Annotated in this window: 14 protein-coding genes; 8 read left to right on the top strand and 6 right to left on the bottom strand. The window is 70.1% G+C overall.

Features of this window, described 5'->3' with window-relative positions; all coding sequences use genetic code 11:
- Both ABCQ75_RS05690 and ABCQ75_RS05685 read right to left on the bottom strand, forming a co-directional pair.
- Positions 1-2,510, bottom strand: a 2,510-nt coding sequence (locus ABCQ75_RS05690; RefSeq protein WP_345883737.1) for a DUF6531 domain-containing protein, incomplete at its 3' end; no start/stop codon positions are given.
- Entirely contained in the window at positions 2,482-2,904 is a 423-nt protein-coding gene (locus ABCQ75_RS05685) for a hypothetical protein (protein ID WP_345883734.1), read from the bottom strand. The genes ABCQ75_RS05690 and ABCQ75_RS05685, both read right to left, overlap by 29 nt.
- 495 nt (positions 2,905-3,399) lie before the next feature.
- On the opposite strand from ABCQ75_RS05685, the gene ABCQ75_RS05680 reads away from it, so the two are divergent.
- Positions 3,400-4,680 (top strand): IS110 family RNA-guided transposase, encoded by a 1,281-nt coding sequence (locus ABCQ75_RS05680; RefSeq protein WP_345883776.1) that lies wholly within the window; start codon positions 3,400-3,402, stop codon positions 4,678-4,680.
- Between the two features lie 253 nt (positions 4,681-4,933).
- Here the strand turns inward: ABCQ75_RS05680 and ABCQ75_RS05675 are convergent, their stop codons facing one another.
- A complete protein-coding gene (locus ABCQ75_RS05675) occupies positions 4,934-5,218 on the bottom strand; it encodes a hypothetical protein (protein WP_345883732.1) in 285 nt (94 codons plus the stop codon).
- Positions 5,219-5,339: 121 nt separating this feature from the next.
- Between ABCQ75_RS05675 and ABCQ75_RS05670 the strand changes: the two genes are divergently transcribed.
- On the top strand, positions 5,340-5,576 hold the full coding sequence (locus ABCQ75_RS05670) for a hypothetical protein (protein ID WP_345883731.1): 237 nt from the start codon (positions 5,340-5,342) through the stop codon (positions 5,574-5,576).
- Positions 5,577-5,633: 57 nt separating this feature from the next.
- On the opposite strand, the gene ABCQ75_RS05665 is transcribed toward ABCQ75_RS05670, so the two are convergent.
- Entirely contained in the window at positions 5,634-7,208 is a 1,575-nt protein-coding gene (locus tag ABCQ75_RS05665; protein WP_345883729.1) for a helix-turn-helix domain-containing protein, read from the bottom strand.
- A gap of 134 nt (positions 7,209-7,342) precedes the next feature.
- On the opposite strand from ABCQ75_RS05665, the gene aceA reads away from it, so the two are divergent.
- The 4 genes from aceA (at position 7,343) to ABCQ75_RS05645 (ending at position 12,242) form a co-directional block, all read left to right on the top strand.
- Positions 7,343-8,671, top strand: a complete 1,329-nt coding sequence (gene aceA, locus ABCQ75_RS05660; protein ID WP_345883727.1) for an isocitrate lyase — start codon at positions 7,343-7,345, stop codon at positions 8,669-8,671.
- Positions 8,672-8,745: 74 nt separating this feature from the next.
- Positions 8,746-10,419, top strand: a complete 1,674-nt coding sequence (gene aceB, locus ABCQ75_RS05655; RefSeq protein ID WP_345883725.1) for a malate synthase A — start codon at positions 8,746-8,748, stop codon at positions 10,417-10,419.
- 243 nt (positions 10,420-10,662) lie between these two features.
- Positions 10,663-11,436 (top strand): DsbA family oxidoreductase, encoded by a 774-nt coding sequence (locus ABCQ75_RS05650; RefSeq protein ID WP_345883724.1) that lies wholly within the window; start codon positions 10,663-10,665, stop codon positions 11,434-11,436.
- A gap of 155 nt (positions 11,437-11,591) precedes the next feature.
- Entirely contained in the window at positions 11,592-12,242 is a 651-nt protein-coding gene (locus tag ABCQ75_RS05645) for a class I SAM-dependent methyltransferase (RefSeq protein ID WP_345883723.1), read from the top strand.
- A 50-nt stretch (positions 12,243-12,292) separates the two neighbouring features.
- On the opposite strand, the gene ABCQ75_RS05640 is transcribed toward ABCQ75_RS05645, so the two are convergent.
- Entirely contained in the window at positions 12,293-13,387 is a 1,095-nt protein-coding gene (locus ABCQ75_RS05640) for a baeRF2 domain-containing protein (RefSeq protein WP_345883722.1), read from the bottom strand.
- 111 nt (positions 13,388-13,498) lie between these two features.
- Positions 13,499-14,719: an ROK family transcriptional regulator gene (locus ABCQ75_RS05635; protein ID WP_345883720.1), complete on the bottom strand. Its 1,221-nt coding sequence runs from the start codon at positions 14,717-14,719 to the stop codon at positions 13,499-13,501.
- A 177-nt stretch (positions 14,720-14,896) separates the two neighbouring features.
- On the opposite strand from ABCQ75_RS05635, the gene ABCQ75_RS05630 reads away from it, so the two are divergent.
- On the top strand, positions 14,897-15,661 hold the full coding sequence (locus ABCQ75_RS05630) for a sugar phosphate isomerase/epimerase family protein (protein WP_345883719.1): 765 nt from the start codon (positions 14,897-14,899) through the stop codon (positions 15,659-15,661).
- Positions 15,658-16,770 carry a Gfo/Idh/MocA family protein gene (locus ABCQ75_RS05625; RefSeq protein WP_345883717.1) on the top strand — a complete coding sequence of 371 codons (1,113 nt, stop codon included), beginning with the start codon at positions 15,658-15,660 and terminating at the stop codon, positions 16,768-16,770. Before ABCQ75_RS05630 ends, ABCQ75_RS05625 begins: the two co-directional genes overlap by 4 nt.
- Positions 16,771-16,815: the final 45 nt, after the last annotated feature.

Raw genomic sequence — 16,815 nt, 5'->3', positions numbered from 1 at the left:
GCATCGTACGTGTAGGCGGTGACGGTGCCCTGGGGGTCGGTGACGGCGGCGATCTGCCCGCGGGCCGTGTAGGTGAGGGTGTAGGTGCCCAGCGGGTTCGTGACCGAGGTGGCGCGGTTCGCCGCGTCGTACCCGAAGGCCACGGTCCTGCCCATGGAGTCCGTCACGCTGGTGGTGTTGCCGTTGGCGTCGTAGGCCATCGTGGTCGGTGGCACGTTCGGGTCGGGGCCCTGGACGGAGGTGAGGTGTCCGGCATTGTCGTAGGTGTAGGCGGTGGAGCGGCCCTTGGTGTCGGTGGCCCTGGTGACCCGCCCGTCGGTGTCGTAGTCGACGCTCTCGTACTGCCCGGCGGGGTCGGTGGCCTTGATGGTCCGGCCGAGGGCGTCGTACTCGTACCGCCAGGTGAACTGGGCCGGGTCCGCGCCGGGCGCGTTCCCGCGGGGGCTGGTCACCGCCGTGACACGGCCGGCGGCGTCGTAGGCCATCGACTGCACCGAGCCCAGCGGGGAAGCAGTCCGGGTCAGGTCCCCCTCGGCGCTGTACTCGAGCGTGGAGACGTTGCCCAGCGAGTCGGTGGCCGAGGTGACGTTCCCGGCCGCGTCGTAGGCGTAGGAGTAGTTGAGCGTGCCGCCGGCGGGGTTGGGGCGGGTGAGCTGGGTGAGGTTGTCCGCCGCGTCGTATCCGCGTGTGCTGGTGTGGCCGCGGGGGTTGACCGTGGTGGTGGGCAGGTGCGCGGCGTTGTACTCGGAGCGCACGGTCCCGGTGCCGCCCTGGAACGTCTTCAGGTCACCTGCCGGACCGTACGCGAAGGCGGTCCGGGTGCCGTCCGCGGCGTAGGTGGCGGACAGGCGCAGCTGGGCGTCGTACTGGTAGTCCGTCCTCCGCCCCGTGGGATCGACCCGGCGCTGGAGCACGTTGCCCGTGTAGACGTCCTTCCACACCCCGCCCCTCGGGTCGGCCATCGTCGCGGTCGAGGTGGCCGGGTCCCAGGCGAAGACGGAGTGGTGGCCGAGCCCGTCCCATTGCTCGGCCACCCGCCCGGTGGCCGGGTCGTAGGCCGTGCGCACGACTGTCCGCCCGGAGGGCGACGTGACCTCCGAGAGCCTGCCGCCGGCGTCGTAGGCGTAGACGGTGGTCCCGCCGGCGGCGTCCGTTGCCCCGGTGAGCAGCCCCGCGGTGTAGGAGTAGGTCGTGGCCTGCCCGGCGGAGGTCTGCGCCCGGGTGATCCTCCCCGCCGTGGTGTCCCAGGTGAAGGTGATCGATCTTCCCCCGTCGGTGACCGTGGTCAGCCGGCCCCCGGCGTCGTACGCATAGCTCGGGCCGCGGCCTGAGGAGTCGGTGAGGGCTGTGAGCTTCCCGGAGGCGTCGAAGGTGTGGGTCAGACCTGAGCGGGTCCCGACGGTGAAGGTCCCGTCCTGGTTCCGCACCAGCGAGGCGGTGCCGCCGGGCGGGCCGGTGTAGCTGCCGTCGGCGTTCTCGGTGAAGTGCACCCGCTGGCCGGTCCCGGCCTTGAGCACGGCCTCGTCCTCGCCCACGGTCAGGCGGATGTCGTACCCGAGGCTCCAGCCGCGCCCGAACGGCCCCTCTGCCGTGTCGGCCGAGGTGTAGAAGCGGTTCACGGACAGGTTCCCGGTCACCGACGCCATCCCCAGATCGGTCTCGGTGTGGGTGAGGGCACCGGTGGCCGTGTTGACCGGGTCCGCCACCGACCCGCTGGGGGATATCGCGAATTCAGACCCGCCGTCGGGCCCGTACAGCTGACCGTCCGACACCGAGCCGGCGTAGGTCCCGGTGCCGTTGATCCCGGCCGAGGGCATGGGGGGCGCCTCGGCGAGGGCGGGCAGGACCGTGGTGAAGTACCCGGTGATGTCCTGCTTGTACTGCGCGGCGCAGGCGCTGCCCTGTATCAGTTGGTGCGTCACGGCCGGAATGTATGTCGCGTTCGAGTCCCAGCAGCCCGAGGGTTCGGGGTCGACGACGTGTCCCCACCAGTTGTACGCCAGATCCTTGGGGTCCTCCGATGCCACCCATTGGTCGTAGACCCCCTGGATCAGGGCGTTGTTCTGCAGGTCGAACTGCTCGCGGGTCGGCCCTCCCGAGGCATAGACCGGCTTCTCGGCCCAGTTGTCGTAGAACTTCACCAGCTTGGGCTGGAGGAAGCGCCCGGCATAGGAAGAGATCGAGGACTCGAAGACGTTCTCGGTGAAGGTCCCTGCATCGCTGTTGACTCCGCAGCCGCTGTCGCTGAAGCGGTTGTTGGCGACGCGGACAGTCCCGGTCCCCGAACTGGAGCTCACCCCCGAGTACTGGCTGTGCTTGAAGTCACTGTTGGTTACCGACAGGGAGGCTGGCCCGGCGACGTTCATGAGCGCGTAGGGCTGACAGGTATTGCCGCCGGATCCGTACCCGCCGTACTGGATGACGGCTCGGTCGACGACCGACTGGTCCGTGGCCGAGCTGCTGAAGTAGATGTGGTACCAGTCACCGCGCCGGGACAGTCGCCCCGCCATCTCCATTCGTATCCCCGGCGATCGAGTCGTCCCTGTGAGATGTGAACACGACCGGCGCGGCAGAGGTCCCGAGGGCGATCAGCTGCCCGTTCACAGAGATGCGCCCGTAGCGATCAGACGGATTGCCGATCTTCACGACAACACCGGGCTCGATGGTCAGCCTGACTCCGGCATTGATAGTCAGCTCGTTCTGGATCCAGTAGGGCGACCCCGCAGTGGTCCATGTCGTGTTCGCCGTCAGGGTCTGGTTCGTGATCACCGTCCCCGTAGTGGCGTGCGCGACCGGCAGCGGACCGGCCACGCCGACCAGGGCCACCGGTCCAACGCATGCGGCGACAGCCGCCCCCAGAACGGCGCTAGCGACCTTCCACGCGCGGCGCAGACTCAGCTTCACGGTCCCCCCAATACAAGGCCAAGAAAGTTGGACGGAGCCTACGGCCGCTGTTCCTGGGGAAACCAGAGATCGCGAATCGGACGCTAGTGGATCTGATCGAGTGACTACTTGGATCGGGGAATGGTGTACCCGACTTCGGTGCTACTGTCGCGTTCGCTCTTGCCACGGCCTGTGCAGAAGTGCTTACGAAGGAACGCACCGGATGGGGCCGGACTGACGAATCCGTCTAGCCTATGTGCCCCTGTCGGGGCGCCCGTTCCGGGCTGAGAATGGTCCTGCGGCTGCCCGGTGACGCCGTTGTTTCTATGGTCCGTCGAGGCCGTCGTCTAGCCGGGTGGGGAGCCACGATGTGGGCCTTTCAGTGCTGCCAGGGCCGGGTGCCGGTGACGGTGGCCGGTGTGAGCGCGAGGACTAGATTCGCTTGTTCTGCCCTGTTGGTTCCCTCGGGTGGTCGCACTCCGGAAACCCATGAACCGCAGGGAAGGGAGCGTGGAGATGTTCGCTGAGTCCGAAGACGACGAACAGATCATCGAGCGGGTCGCGGCCCTGGACATCGGCAAGGCCGAGCTCGTGTGCTGTGTCAGGCTGCCCGCCCGGGCCTCCGGCAGGCGCCGGGTCCAGGAGGTGAGCACGCACTCGACGATGGTCCGGTCGCTCTCGGAGCTGGCCAACCAGCTCGTCGACCTGCGCGTGGAGCGTGTGGTGATGGAGGCCACCAGCGATTATTGGAAGCCCGTGTTCTACCTCCTCGAGGCCCACGGCCTTCAGCCGTGGCTCGTCAACGCCCGCGACGTGAAGCACCTGCCGGGGCGGCCCAAGACCGATGTGCTGGACGCGGTGTGGCTGTGCAAGGTCGCCGAACGACAGATGCTGCGGCCCAGCTTCGTGCCCCCGCACGACATCCGCCGGCTGCGGGACCTCACCCGCTACCGAGTCGACCTGGTCGCGGTCCGCACCAGCGAGAAGAACCGTGTCGAGAAGCTGCTGGAGGATGCCTGCCTGAAGCTCTCCGTGGTCGCCTCGGACATCTTCGGCGTCTCGGGACGGGCAATGCTGGGCGCGTTGATCGCCGGGGAACGCGACCCCAACACCCTCGCCGAGATGGCCCGGTCACGGATGCGATCCAAGATCCCCCAGCTCCAAGAGGCCTTCGCCGGGCTGCTGACCGGGACCTTCGATGACCACCACCGATTCCTGCTGGACCGGATGCTGACGAGGATCGACCGGACCGAGGCCGACATCGCCGACCTGGATGCACAGATTGAGCAGCATCTGGCCCCTTTCGGCGACGCGGTCGCACGGCTCGATGAGATCCCCGGCATCGGCCCGGTCGCGGCCGCGATCATCATCGCCGAGATCGGCGTCGACATGACTCGGTTCCCCACCCCCGGACACCTGAGCTCGTGGGCGAAGTTCGCCCCCGGGATCAAGTCCTCGGCCGGGAGGGCCAAGGGCACCGGCGCGACCGGCCACGGCAACCGGTACCTGGCCCGAGTCCTCGGCGACGCCGCGACCGGCGCCGGCCGCACCAGCACCTTCCTCGGAGCCCGCTACCGACGCCTCGCCCGCAGACGCGGAAAGAAGAAGGCCATCGTCGCGGTCGGACGATCCACCCTCGTGATCATCTGGCACATGCTCGCCAACCCCGACGCCCGATTCGAGGACCTCGGCACCGACCACCACGACCGACTCATCAACACCGCAGCCCAGCGCCGCAACCACCTCCGGGCCCTCGAAGCCCTCGGCTACCGCGTCACCCTCGAACCAGCAGCCTGACGCCACAGGCCCCAATCCCGGCTCGGCCACGCCCCGCCGGGACCAAGCCGCCTGCCTGCCAAATCACCGCCATTCTCGGACTAGCTCCTTGGCGTCAGCGGGGGGAGAGTTGTCCGAGCAAGGGAGCGTGCGGGCTCGTTCGCGTTTGCTTTGCAGATGCTCGAGGGTCAGGTCGAGGCCTTCGGTCTCGCCTCGCCAGCCTCTCAGGCCATGCAGGGCGGCGTTGCCACGCGAACCGAAGGCCTGAAAGGGCTCAGTGCGGGTCGGTGTACCCACAGTTCGGGCAGGGCACCCCTTCAGAAATGCCGAACCCACGGGAAACGAGCGAGAAGCACAGCACGGGGACGCCCGTGAGGAGGCCCAGCTGCCAGGCCGGCATCGCGAGCTCGGCGCCGAGCACCCCGGCGATCGGGGCGGCCCCGACGAACGGGCCGCGCATGGTGAGGGCGATCGCCGCGATGGAGACGAGGAGGAGCACGACGCCGGCACTCCGGGCGGCGGGAACGGAGGGGGCGGCGGGGCTGGAGTGTGAGGCCATCCCTGATGTCGTATCACGCGCACGGCGAGGTGGCACCACGAGGGCCGGAGGGCTCTGTTTTTCGGGTGCGGGCGGCGTATCGTGAAAAGGTGACCTGAGGCACACCTTTCGGGAGGAAACAATGGCCCCGTTCAAGAAGCGCACCGAGTCCGACGCCGAGGAGGCCGCCCGAGCGGCAGCGCACGACGCGGAGCTGAAGGCAGCGGGGAAGCCCGCCAAGCGCGAGGTGCACGCCTTCCGGCAGATCCCGCCCTATCCGATGGACGAGGAGCTCGCGCGGCGGATCGCGATGCGCGCCTACGGGGACGCGGACAACGACGGCGAACCGGACATCCCCGCCGCCCAGTTCCCCGGCTGAGGAGCCTGCCCGGGCGGAGGAGCACTTGAGGCCTGCGCAGCTGGCGCCCGCCCCGGCCTATGCCCCCGAATGCGCCTCGAGGAACGAGTACACCTCGGTCTCGTCCACGCCGGGGAAGGCCCCGGGCGGCATGGCGGCGAGCAGGTGCGAGTGGGCACGCGCGGAGGGCCAGGCGTTGCCCGCCCAGTGGTCCGCGAGCTCGGCGGGCGGACGCTTGCAGCAGTCGGGATCAGGGCAGCGTGACGTGGCCCGGGCGGTGGTCTCCCGCCCGCGGAACCACTTCACGTGCTGGTACGGCACGCCGATGCTCAGGGAGAACACCCCGCCCGTGCTCCGCTCGGTGCGGGCCGTGCACCAGAAGGTGCCGCTGGCCGTGTCCGTGTACTGGCTGTAGGCGCTGAACTTGTCCGGCACGTCGAACACTGCGCGGCTGGTCCAGGCCTTGCACGAGCTCTGGCCCTCGATGGCGCCGGTGTGGTCCATGGGGAAGTTGACCCCGTCGTTCTCGTAGGCCTTGTAGATCGTCCCGGACTGGTGGGTCTTCTGGAAGTGGGTGGTGAGGCCCAGATGCTGGGTCGCGAGGTTGGTGAACCGGTGGGCCGCCGTTTCGTAGCTCACCGCGAAGGCGTCCCGGATGTCCTCCACCGAGATCTCCTTGGCGGCCTTGGCCCGCTGCAGGAAGTCCACGGTGGCCTGCTCGGGCAGCAGGAGCGCGGCCGCGAAGTAGTTCGTCGCGACCCGCTGGGAGAGGAAGTCGCCGTAGGAGGTCGGAGTCCCGTGCCCCAGGACGTAGTGCCCGAGGGCCTGCAGGAGCACCGAGCGGGGGTCGTGGTCGGACCGCTGGTTGTGCGTGAGGTAGATCCGGCGGTTCTTGAGGTCGGTGACGGAACGGGTCGAGTGCGGCAGGTCCCCCACGTGGTGGAGGCTGAAGCCCAGGTGCGTCGCGATGTCGGCGATGACGTGCTGGCTCAGCGGCCCTGAGGTGTAGCCGACCTGCTTGAGCACCTTCTGCGCCTCGGCCTCGTATTCGGGGAAGTAGTTGCCGCGCTCGCGCATCATGCGGCGCAGCTCGCCGTTCGCGCGGCGCGCCTCCTCCGGCGTGGCGACCTGCTCGTTCATCTTCCGCTCGAGCTCGCGCAGGAGTCCGAGCTGCGATTCGAGGACGTCGAGCGGAAGGCGCGAGGAGACGCGGACCTTCGGGAGGTTGAGGTTCTCGTACAGGGGGCTTCGCTGGTACCGCTCGAGCTCGATCTCGAGGGCGGCGCGGCGGCTCGGCGGTTCGGCCCCGAGGAGCGCGTCGACCCCGACGCCGAGGGCTCCCGCGAGCTGGTTCAGGAGGGTCAGCTTGGGCTCGCGCTTGCCGTTCTCGATGAGGCTCAGCTGGCTCGCCGCGGCGCCGACGGCCGCCCCGAGCTCGTCGAGGGTCAGGCCGGCGGCCTTGCGCAGGTGCCGGACGCGGCGCCCCAGGGCGATCACGTCGACCGCGCCCTGCGCCTCGCCCGGGGTGCGCACGACGGCGGCAGGCGGCTCGGCGGGGCGGCCCCACGAATGCGCGGGGGCGGCGGGGAGAGCAGAGGGGCGGGCGGACGACGTCGGACGCGGCATTTCTTGAGAATACGTGAAGAATCGCATTTCTTTCCAGCAAATTTCCCTGTTGCGACGCTTGCAGAGGCGGAAAAGTTGTTCTCACGAAGAAGCGCCGGACAGGTCGAAGCGAAGCCGAGACCAGTCCCCCAGCACAGCACACGAGTCGAAGGAGACCCGCCATGACCGCAGAGTTCGAGCCCCAGAACCCGATCCAGCAGGCCACAGCGCAGCAGGCCGAGGCCCTGGCGCTCGAGTGGTCCGCCGACCCCCGTTGGGACGGCATCGCGCGCGACTACACGGCAGAGGATGTCATCAGGCTGCGCGGCCGCGTGCAGGAGGAGAACACCCTGGCCCGCCGCGGCGCCGAGAAGCTCTGGAAGGCCGTGACCGAGGGACGCGAGAACGGCACCGGCTACATCAACGCGCTCGGCGCCCTCACCGGCAACCAGGCCGTCCAGCAGGTCAAGGCCGGCCTCAAGGCCATCTACCTCTCGGGCTGGCAGGTCGCCGCGGACGCCAACCTCTCCGGCAACACCTACCCGGACCAGTCGCTCTACCCCGCGAACTCCGTGCCCGCCGTCGTGCGCCGCATCAACAACGCGCTCCAGCGGGCGGACCAGATCGAGTTCTCCGAGGGCAAGCAGTCGGTGGAGGACTGGCTCGTCCCGATCGTGGCCGACGCCGAGGCCGGCTTCGGCGGCCCGCTCAACGCCTACGAGCTCATGAAGTCGATGATCCAGGCCGGCGCCGCGGGCGTTCACTGGGAGGACCAGCTCGCCTCGGAGAAGAAGTGCGGCCACCTCGGCGGCAAGGTGCTCATCCCGACCCAGCAGCACATCCGCACCCTCAATGCTGCTCGGCTCGCCGCCGACGTCGCCGGCGTGCCGAGCGTCATCATCGCCCGCACCGACGCGGAGGCCGCGACGCTCATCACCTCGGACGTCGACGAGCGCGACCGCGAGTTCGTGACGGGCGAGCGCACGCCGGAGGGCTTCTACAAGGTGCGCAACGGCGTCGAGCCCTGCATCGCCCGCGCCAAGGCCTACGCCCCGTACTCCGACCTCATCTGGATGGAGACGGGCACGCCGGACCTCGAGCTCGCCAGGAAGTTCGCCGAGGCCGTCAAGGCCGAGTTCCCGGACCAGATGCTCGCGTACAACTGCTCGCCGTCGTTCAACTGGAAGAAGCACCTCGACGACGACACGATCGCCAAGTTCCAGCGCGAGCTGGGCGCGATGGGCTTCAAGTTCCAGTTCATCACCCTGGCCGGCTTCCACGCACTCAACTACTCGATGTTCGACCTCGCCCACGGCTACGCCCGCAACGGCATGAGCGCGTACGTCGACCTCCAGGAGCGCGAGTTCGCCTCCGAAGACCGCGGCTACACCGCAACCAAGCACCAGCGCGAAGTGGGCACCGGCTACTTCGATCTGGTCTCCACGGCGCTGAACCCGAACGCCAGCACCCTTGCCCTCGTGGGATCCACCGAAGAGGGCCAGTTCCACTGACATTCGCGCGACGGCGGTGGGCTGGGAGGGATTCTCAGCCCACCGTCGTCGGACATCACCTACGGAGACCTGACATGAACAGCTTCACCGACAACCTCACGATCAACGGCGTGACCCTCACGGCCCAGCCCGTGGCGCGCCAGACCGAGATCCTCACGCCGGACGCGCTCGAGTTCATCGCGCGCCTGCACCGCGCGACCGCCGAGCGGCGCCAGGAGCTCCTCGAGGCCCGCCACGCACGGCGCGCCGAGATCGCGAGGGGTGTCGACCCCCGCTTCCCGGCCGAGACGGCCGAGATCCGCAACGACCCGAACTGGCGCGTCGCCCCGCCCGCACCGGGCCTCACCGACCGCCGCGTGGAGATCACGGGCCCGGTCGAGAAGAAGATGACCATCAACGCCCTCAACTCGGGCGCCAAGGTCTGGCTCGCGGACATGGAAGACTCCCAGACCCCCTCATGGCGCAACGTCGTCCGGGGCCAGCTCAACCTCATCGACGCGCTCGAGGACCGGATCGACTTCATCTCGCCCGAGGGCAAGGAGTACCGTCTCCGCCCGTTCGCCGAGCGCCCGACCATCGTGGTCCGCCCGCGCGGCTGGCACCTGCCGGAGAAGAACATGCTCGTGGACGGCGCGCCGGTCGCGGGCGGGATCGTGGACTTCGGCCTGTTCTTCTTCCACAACGCGAAGCGCCTCCTCGCGCTCGGCCACGGCCCGTACTTCTACCTGGCCAAGCTCGAGAACCGCTTCGAGGCCCGTCTGTGGAATGACATCTTCATCCTCGCGCAGGACCTCCTCGGCATCCCACAGGGCACCATCCGGGCCACGGTGCTCATCGAGACCATCACGGCCGCGTTCGAGATGGAGGAGATCCTCTACGAGCTGCGCGACCACGCGGCCGGGCTCAACGCGGGCCGCTGGGACTACATCTTCTCGGTCATCAAGAACTTCCGCACCCGAGGGCCGCGGTTCGTCACGCCGGACCGCGCCCAGATCACCATGACCCAGCCGTTCATGCGGGCGTACACCGAGCAGCTCGTGCGGGCGTGCCACCGCCGCGGGGCCATGGCGATCGGCGGCATGGCCGCGTTCGTGCCGAACCGCAAGGACTCCGCGGTCAACGCCGTGGCGTTCGAGAAGGTCCGCGCGGACAAGCAGCGCGAGGCGGAGGACGGCTTCGACGGCTCGTGGGTCGCGCACCCGGACCTCGTTCCCGTGGCGCGCGAGGTGTTCGACGCGGTCCTGGGCGACCGCCCGAACCAGCTCGGCCGCCTCCGCGAGGATGTCGTGGCGGACGACCGCGCCCTCATCGACCTGAGCACGTGCACGGGCTCGATCACCGAGGCAGGGATCCGCAACAACATCGAGGTGGGCATCCGCTACATCGAAGCGTGGCTGCGCGGCTCCGGCGCCGTCGCCATCCACAACCTCATGGAGGACGCGGCGACGGCGGAGATCTCCCGCTCGCAGATCTGGCAGTGGGTCTACTCCCGGGCCATCACGGACCAGGGCGAGATCGTGACCCGGCACTGGGTCGAGGAGATCCTCGACGAGGAGTTCGCGAAGCTCGAGCGCTTCGACGGCGACCGCTTCCGCGACGCCCGCGAGCTCTTCGAGGAGTGCGCGCTGGGCGCCGAGTTCCCGACCTTCCTGACCATGCCGGCGTACGCGCGCTATCTGTGCGAGAAGGCTGGCAAGGAGGACGAGTTCGAGGCCGGCCTGCCCGAGCGGCAGTTCGCGGCCGCGTGACGCGTCCGCTCTGAGATCTCCCGGAACCTGCACGCGCAACTCGCAACACGCACCCCGAGAGCCGGGGGCAGGGGATCCGGGGAACCCGATGAGGGGCCTTTCCGCAGTAGTGGTGCTGCGCGGGAAGGTCCCTCACCACGTCCCGGGTACAGGCAATGCGCCCCACGCGCATCTCGGGTACGAGCGGCGCCACGCGGGAGCCGGGTCCGGAATACCCCGGCCCCCGATGAACTTGAAGCTTCCATGAACGTTGACATCTGGTCTGACATCGCCTGCCCCTGGTGCTTCATCGGCAAGCGCCGTTTCGAGAAGGCCCTCGCCCAGTTCACGCACCGCGACAAGGTGACGGTCACGTGGCACAGCTACCAGCTCGACCCGTCCCTTCCCGAGCACTACGACGGCACCGAGCTGGACTACCTGAGCACTCGCAAGGGACTGCCCGCGGCGCAGGTCCAGCAGATGTTCGACCACGTCACCGGGGTGGCGGCGGCCGAGGGCCTCTCCTACGACTTCGACCGCGTCGTCGTCGCCAACTCCTTCGCCGGCCACGAGCTCATCCACCTCGCCCGGGAGCACGACTCAGCCGGTGCCGCCAGCGGGCTGGGCGGCAGCCGGACAGCCGACGCCGTCAAGGAGGCGCTGCTCTCGGCCCACTTCGAGCAGGGGCTCGACATCGGCAGCCGCGAGGTGCTCGTCCGCATCGGCACCGAGGCCGGCCTCGACGCCGACCAGATCGCCTCCGCACTCGATTCGGGCGCCTACGCTGACGCCGTCCGCGCCGACATCGCACGGGCCGCCGCCTATGGCATCCAGGGCGTGCCGTTCTTCGTCCTCGACGGCAGGTACGGCGTCTCGGGCGCCCAGTCCCCCGAGTTCTTCGCCCAGGCCCTCGAGACGGCATGGGCCGAGGCCAACCCTCTGGTCATGGTCGGCGCCGGGGGCTCCTCGGATGCGGGGACCGGCACCTCCCCGGACGCCGGCCTCGACGGCCAGGCCTGCGGCCCCGACGGCTGCTGACCTCCCCGTCTCGGGTACACATAATCCCCGCCCGAGTGCTCTCGGGTACGCGTACTCGAAATACGAAAGGTATGCGCACCCACGGAACACAAGGTACGCGTACCCGAGACGGGTGGGGCCTTGCGCCCACGGGATCGAGCGGATAGGAGTCGTCCATGGACCACACTGAGCACCCGCCCGCCGCCCCGCACCCTGGCGAGTTCTGGGACGGCTTCTACAGCGAGCGCGAGAATGTCTGGAGCGGGAAGCCCAACGCTGCCCTCGTGCGCGAAATGGAGCTCGTGGCCCCCGGCACAGCGCTCGAGCTCGGCTGCGGCGAGGGCGCCGACTCGATCTGGCTCGCCCAGCGCGGCTGGACGGTGACCGCCGTGGACGTCTCCTCCGTGGCGCTCGGGCGGGCCGCGCAGCATGCGGCACAGGCCGGCGTCGGGAATTCCATCACCTTCGCGCGCCACGACCTCGCGGAGTGGGAGCCGGCGGGCGAGTACGACCTCGTCGCCGCGCTCTTCCTCCACTCCCCCGTCGACTTCCCCCGCGAGCGCGTGCTCGCGCGGGCCGCGCGCACCGTGGCGCCGGGCGGGACGCTGCTCGTGGTGGGGCACGCGTCCTTCCCGCCGTGGTCGCAGCACGCGCACGACGACGCGGCGCCGCTGCCGAGCGCTGAGGAGGTCGCCCAGGGCCTCGGGCTCCCATCCCATGAGTGGAGCGTCGAGACCCGGGAGGCCGAGGGCCGCACGGCGAGGGGCCCCGAGGGGCAGACGGTGGTGCTGACGGACACGGTCCTCAGGGCCCGCCGCGCGCGCTGAGCCCAGCCAGCGCGGAATTCACCCGCGCTGGCTCCGGCTGGCGGCGGGCATCACTCCCAGCGCAGGAGCGCCGCGACCTCGTCGCTGTCGAGGACTCCGCGGGGGACAAGGATCGTGTCGGCGTCCGTGAGGACCGCAGCCCTCAGGAGGGCCGCAGCGGGGTCGGCCTGGCCGAGCACTCCTGCGCCCACGGCCTCCGCCTCGGTGGACGCGACCCAGGGCGCTCCGCCGAGCGCGAGGACGCTGCGCTCCGCGGCGGCCTCCTGGCACAGCACGAGCGTGTCCACCCGCGCCTCCTGGAGGGCCCGGACGGTGAGGCCCCAGCCGTAGGCGGCACGAGCGCCCCGGCCCTCGGCCATGCGTTCGAGCAGCCGAGCCTGCCGCGCGGCCGAGACCTCCGCAACGAGGAGCTCGACCTGCTGCTGGTACTTCTCCCTGTCGGCCCCGGGCGCACTGGAGTTCATGGCCACGGTCCGGACGAGGCCCGCTGCGCGGTCGCCGAGGGATTCGCGGATCTTCTCCTGGGCCCGCTCGTCGCCGGAGAGCACCACGAGGTCCACGCCCCCGGCCTCGACGATCCGGTCGACCTCCTTGGCCACATCCGCGCCGTTCCTGCGCCATACCTCCTCGGTGCGGCGCTGGTACCGGCCCTGTGACCAGCCGCCCGAGGGCACCTTCTTGAGGTTCTCCGTGTCGCCGTGGACCTCCTGCTCGGCCACCGGCGACGGTGAGGAGGCGCGGTGGAGCCGGATCTCGGCGTCGGCCCTCTCCGCCTCCACCTCGAGGTACACGAGGTCCCCCGCCCGGTGCTCGGCGAGGGGCAGGAGGTTCGGCACGGGTCCGACCTCCACGAGCGGCTGAGCGGGGGCTCCCGGGAGCACCTCGTTCACCACGATCTCGCCGCCCCGGACCAGGACGAAGCGCGAGACGGGCGCCGGCAGCCCCTTCGCCGCCCACGTGAGCCGGCCGGCTGCCTCGACGCTCGCCCGGTCGGCGCCCGCGTCGGCCAGCAGCGCCGAGATGTTGTCCCCGAGCACGTCGGTCGCCTCGAGGGTGTCCACAGTTCCGGTGCTCACATCGGCGTGGATGCTGCACCACGGCCCATCTTCCTTGAGCAGGCCGGCGTATTCCTGGAGCGCGCGCATGTCTCCTCCTCGCATGCAGTGGATCGGACAGGCGGCTCTTACCCACTCACACGGAGTTCACGCGCAGGAATCGTCCCGACGCCGCTCGCGTCGCACTGCCGCGGACACGGGTCAGCCCGTGCCGGCCATGGCCGCGAGCTGGGCCTCGATCCCGGCTGGCGAGAGGACGTGCTGGGAGACCAGCTGGCTCGCGCCCATGACGCCGGCGCGGTCTCCGGCGCGCGAGAGGACGATCCCGAGGTTCGTGGTCGCGAGCGGCGGTGAGCGCCGGTACACGACCTCGCGCACCCCGGCCATGACGTGCTCGCCCGCGGCCGCGAGCGACCCCCCGAGGACGATGACGCTCGGGTTGAGGAGGTTCACGCAGGTCGCGAGGACCTCGCCGATGTCCCGCCCCGCCTGGCGGAGCGCCTGGATCGCGGGGATGCTCCCCTGCGAGGCGAGGTCGACGACGTCGCCTCCCGTCGCCGTCGCCAGCCCTTCGGCGGCGAGGGCGCGGGCGACGGCGGCTCCCGAGGCGAGTGCCTCGAGGCACCCGGTGTTGCCGCACCGGCAGACCACCTCCGCGCCGCGCGCGACGCGCACGTGCCCGAGGTCCCCGGCGGTGCCGTCTGCGCCGCGCTGCAGCTGCCCGCTCGAGATGATGCCGGAGCCGATGCCGGTGGCGACCTTGATGAAGAGGAGGTCGTCCACCTCGGGCCAGAAGGCGGCGCGCTCGCCGAGGGCCATGATGTTGACGTCGTTGTCCACGAGCACGGGGACGGGGAAGGCGCGCTGGACGAACCCGACAACGTCGAAGCCGTCCCAGCCGGGCATGATCGGAGGCTTCACGGGCCGCCCGGTGGCGTGGTGGACCGGGCCGGGAAGGCCGATGCCGACCCCTGCGAGGAGGCGGCCGGGGCGGCTGCTCCCGGCGAGGAGCCGGCGCCCGGCCTCGACCACGTGGCCGAGGACGGCCTCCGGCCCCTCCGAGACGGGCAGCTCGGTGCGCTCCTCGGCGAGGGAGTGGCCCGTGAGGTCGGTGAGCGCCACGCGCACGTGGCTGGCCCCGACGTCGACCGCGAGCACCGAGCGCGCCTGGGCCTGGAACGCGAAGCGCGAGGGCGGACGGCCGCCGCTCGAGGCGGCCTCGCCCACGGAGGCGACGAGGCCTGAAGTGAGGAGCTGGTCCACCTTGCCGGCCACGGTCGAGCGCGCGAGGCCCGTGGTCATGGCGAGCTCTGCGCGCGTCCAAGGCCGCCCGTCGCGGAGGAGCTGGAAGAGGTCGCCGGCCCGCGAGAGAGTGCCGGCTCCCTCGGGAGACGCGGCCGCGGCGGTGGATGGCGCTGTCATGACCTCAGTGATAGCACGCAGCCCTTCCACACGCCAGCAACTCGAAAGGCCTGCTCGAAACATGCAACTTTTGCTTGACCATCGTCAAAAGTGCTCCTAGGTTGTGCTGTGAGGCAGCTCACTCGCCGCGCAACTCAGACTGCGGCGACTGCCGAGGGTTCAGCACAAGGAGAGACAGTGTCACTTTCGATCCAGCTCTACACCGTCAGGAAATCCTTGGAGGAGGATCTCCCGGGGACCATCCGGCGCCTCGCCGGGATCGGCTTCACCCAGATCGAGCCCTACCGCTTCGCCGCCCGCGCGGAGGAACTTGCCCAGGCCATGGAAGAGAACGGGATGACCGCCCCCTCCGGCCACGCGCCCCTGCTCGCCGAGGACCAGGACGAGATCCTCTCGGCCGCCCAGCGGCTCGGGATCGGCACGGTGATCGACCCGCACGTGCCCGAGGCCCGCTGGAAGGACCTCGAGTCCATCCGCGAGACCGCTGCCCAGCTCAACGCGGCCGCGAAGAAGGCCGCCGAGTACGGCCTCCGCGTGGGCTACCACAACCACTGGTGGGAGATCGAGAACCCCATCGAGGGCCGCACTCCCCTCGAGCACCTCGCCGACCACCTGGATCCGGAGGTCGTCCTCGAGGTGGACACGTATTGGGCCGCCGTCGGCGGCCAGGACCCCGTTGCGCTCCTCGCGCGGCTCGGCGAGCGCGTGAAGTTCATCCACATCAAGGACGGCCCAATCACGCGGGAGCCCTCGGAGCAGCTCCCGCTCGGACAGGGGCGAATGCCCGTCCTGGACGTGATCGCTGCCGCGAAGGGCCTCGAAGCGGCCGTCGTCGAGCTGGACGACTTCGACGGGGAAATGTTCGAGGCCGTCGAGCAGAGCTTCGCCTTCGCCTCGGCACACGGTGCGCAGAAGGGCCACGTGCAGGAGGTCCAGGCGTGAGCGCGCGGGGACCGGTCGGCGTCGGCCTCATCGGCGCGGGCGTCATCAGCAAGGAGTACCTCGACAACCTCACGAGCTTCCCGGACGTGAAGGTCGTGGCCATCGGGGACATGTTCCCGGAGGCGGCGCGGACCCGCGCCGAACAGTACGGAATCCCGGTCTACGGAGACGTCGGCGCCGTACTCGACCACCCCGAGGTGGAGATCGTCGTGAACCTGACGATCCCCGCGGCACACGTGGAAGTCGCAACCCGCGCCGTCGAGGCCGGCAAGCATGTGTGGAGCGAGAAGCCCTTCTCCCTCGACCGCGAGAGCGGGCGCGGCCTGCTCAAGGCCGCCGACGCCGCGGGCGTCCGGCTCGGCTGCGCCCCGGACACCTTCCTCGGCGCCGGCCTGCAGACGGCCTTCAGGATGATCCAGCGCGGCGACATCGGCACGCCCCTCACGGCCCTCACGCTCATGCAGTCCCCGGGTCCCGAGTCATGGCACCCGAACCCGGCCTTCCTGTTCCAGGAGGGCGCGGGCCCGCTCTTCGACATCGGCCCCTACTACCTCACGACCCTCGTGCAGGTGCTCGGACCCATCCGCCGCGTGGCGGCCCTGGGCTCGAAGTCCCGCGAGGTCCGCGTGATCGGCTCCGGCCCGAAGGCGGGCGAGGAGTTCTCGGTCACGGTCCCGACGCATGTGAGCGCCATGGCCGAGTTCGAGGGCGAGACGAGCGCCCAGAGCGTCTTCAGCTTCGATTCCGCCCTCAAGCGCGCCGGCTTCGTCGAGATCGCCGGCACCGAGGCGACGATCGCGCTCCCGGACCCGAACATGTTCCACGGGGACATCAGCATCTGCCGTCTCGGCGACGACGAGTGGACCACGGTGCCGTCCGTCGGGTCCACCGCGAGCCGCGGGGCGGGCGTCCTCGAGATGGCCCGGGCGATCCGCGAGGGCCGGCCGCACCGGGCCCAGGGCGAGCTCGCCTTCCACGTGCTGGACGCCATGGTGGCCATGTCCGAATCGATCGAGACCCGCAGCTTCGTCGAGGTCGAGAGCACAGCACTGGCCGCACCCGCCCTGCCCGAGGACTGGGATCCGACCGCCCGGACCCTGGGCGCATAGCGCCAGCACCAGAGAACTCCCCCACGACTCAACGACGAGAAAGAC

The sequence above is a fragment of the Sinomonas halotolerans genome (assembly GCF_039615075.1).
GTDB classification, from domain to species: Bacteria; Actinomycetota; Actinomycetes; order Actinomycetales; family Micrococcaceae; genus Sinomonas; species Sinomonas halotolerans.
The sequence above is the reverse complement of the archived record's forward strand: the minus strand, read 5'-3'. Positions and strand labels throughout refer to the sequence as shown.

What these genes read in the sequence shown, in the direction of transcription:
- ABCQ75_RS05680 (WP_345883776.1), top strand. Translation starts at nt 3,400, where the DNA reads ATGTTCGCTGAGTCCGAAGACGACGAACAGATCATCGAGCGGGTCGCG.
- ABCQ75_RS05675 (WP_345883732.1), bottom strand. Translation starts at nt 5,218, where the DNA reads ATGGCCTCACACTCCAGCCCCGCCGCCCCCTCCGTTCCCGCCGCCCGG.
- ABCQ75_RS05670 (WP_345883731.1), top strand. Translation starts at nt 5,340, where the DNA reads ATGGCCCCGTTCAAGAAGCGCACCGAGTCCGACGCCGAGGAGGCCGCC.
- ABCQ75_RS05665 (WP_345883729.1), bottom strand. Translation starts at nt 7,208, where the DNA reads ATGCGATTCTTCACGTATTCTCAAGAAATGCCGCGTCCGACGTCGTCC.
- aceA (WP_345883727.1), top strand. Translation starts at nt 7,343, where the DNA reads ATGACCGCAGAGTTCGAGCCCCAGAACCCGATCCAGCAGGCCACAGCG.
- aceB (WP_345883725.1), top strand. Translation starts at nt 8,746, where the DNA reads ATGAACAGCTTCACCGACAACCTCACGATCAACGGCGTGACCCTCACG.
- ABCQ75_RS05650 (WP_345883724.1), top strand. Translation starts at nt 10,663, where the DNA reads ATGAACGTTGACATCTGGTCTGACATCGCCTGCCCCTGGTGCTTCATC.
- ABCQ75_RS05645 (WP_345883723.1), top strand. Translation starts at nt 11,592, where the DNA reads ATGGACCACACTGAGCACCCGCCCGCCGCCCCGCACCCTGGCGAGTTC.
- ABCQ75_RS05640 (WP_345883722.1), bottom strand. Translation starts at nt 13,387, where the DNA reads ATGCGCGCGCTCCAGGAATACGCCGGCCTGCTCAAGGAAGATGGGCCG.
- ABCQ75_RS05635 (WP_345883720.1), bottom strand. Translation starts at nt 14,719, where the DNA reads ATGACAGCGCCATCCACCGCCGCGGCCGCGTCTCCCGAGGGAGCCGGC.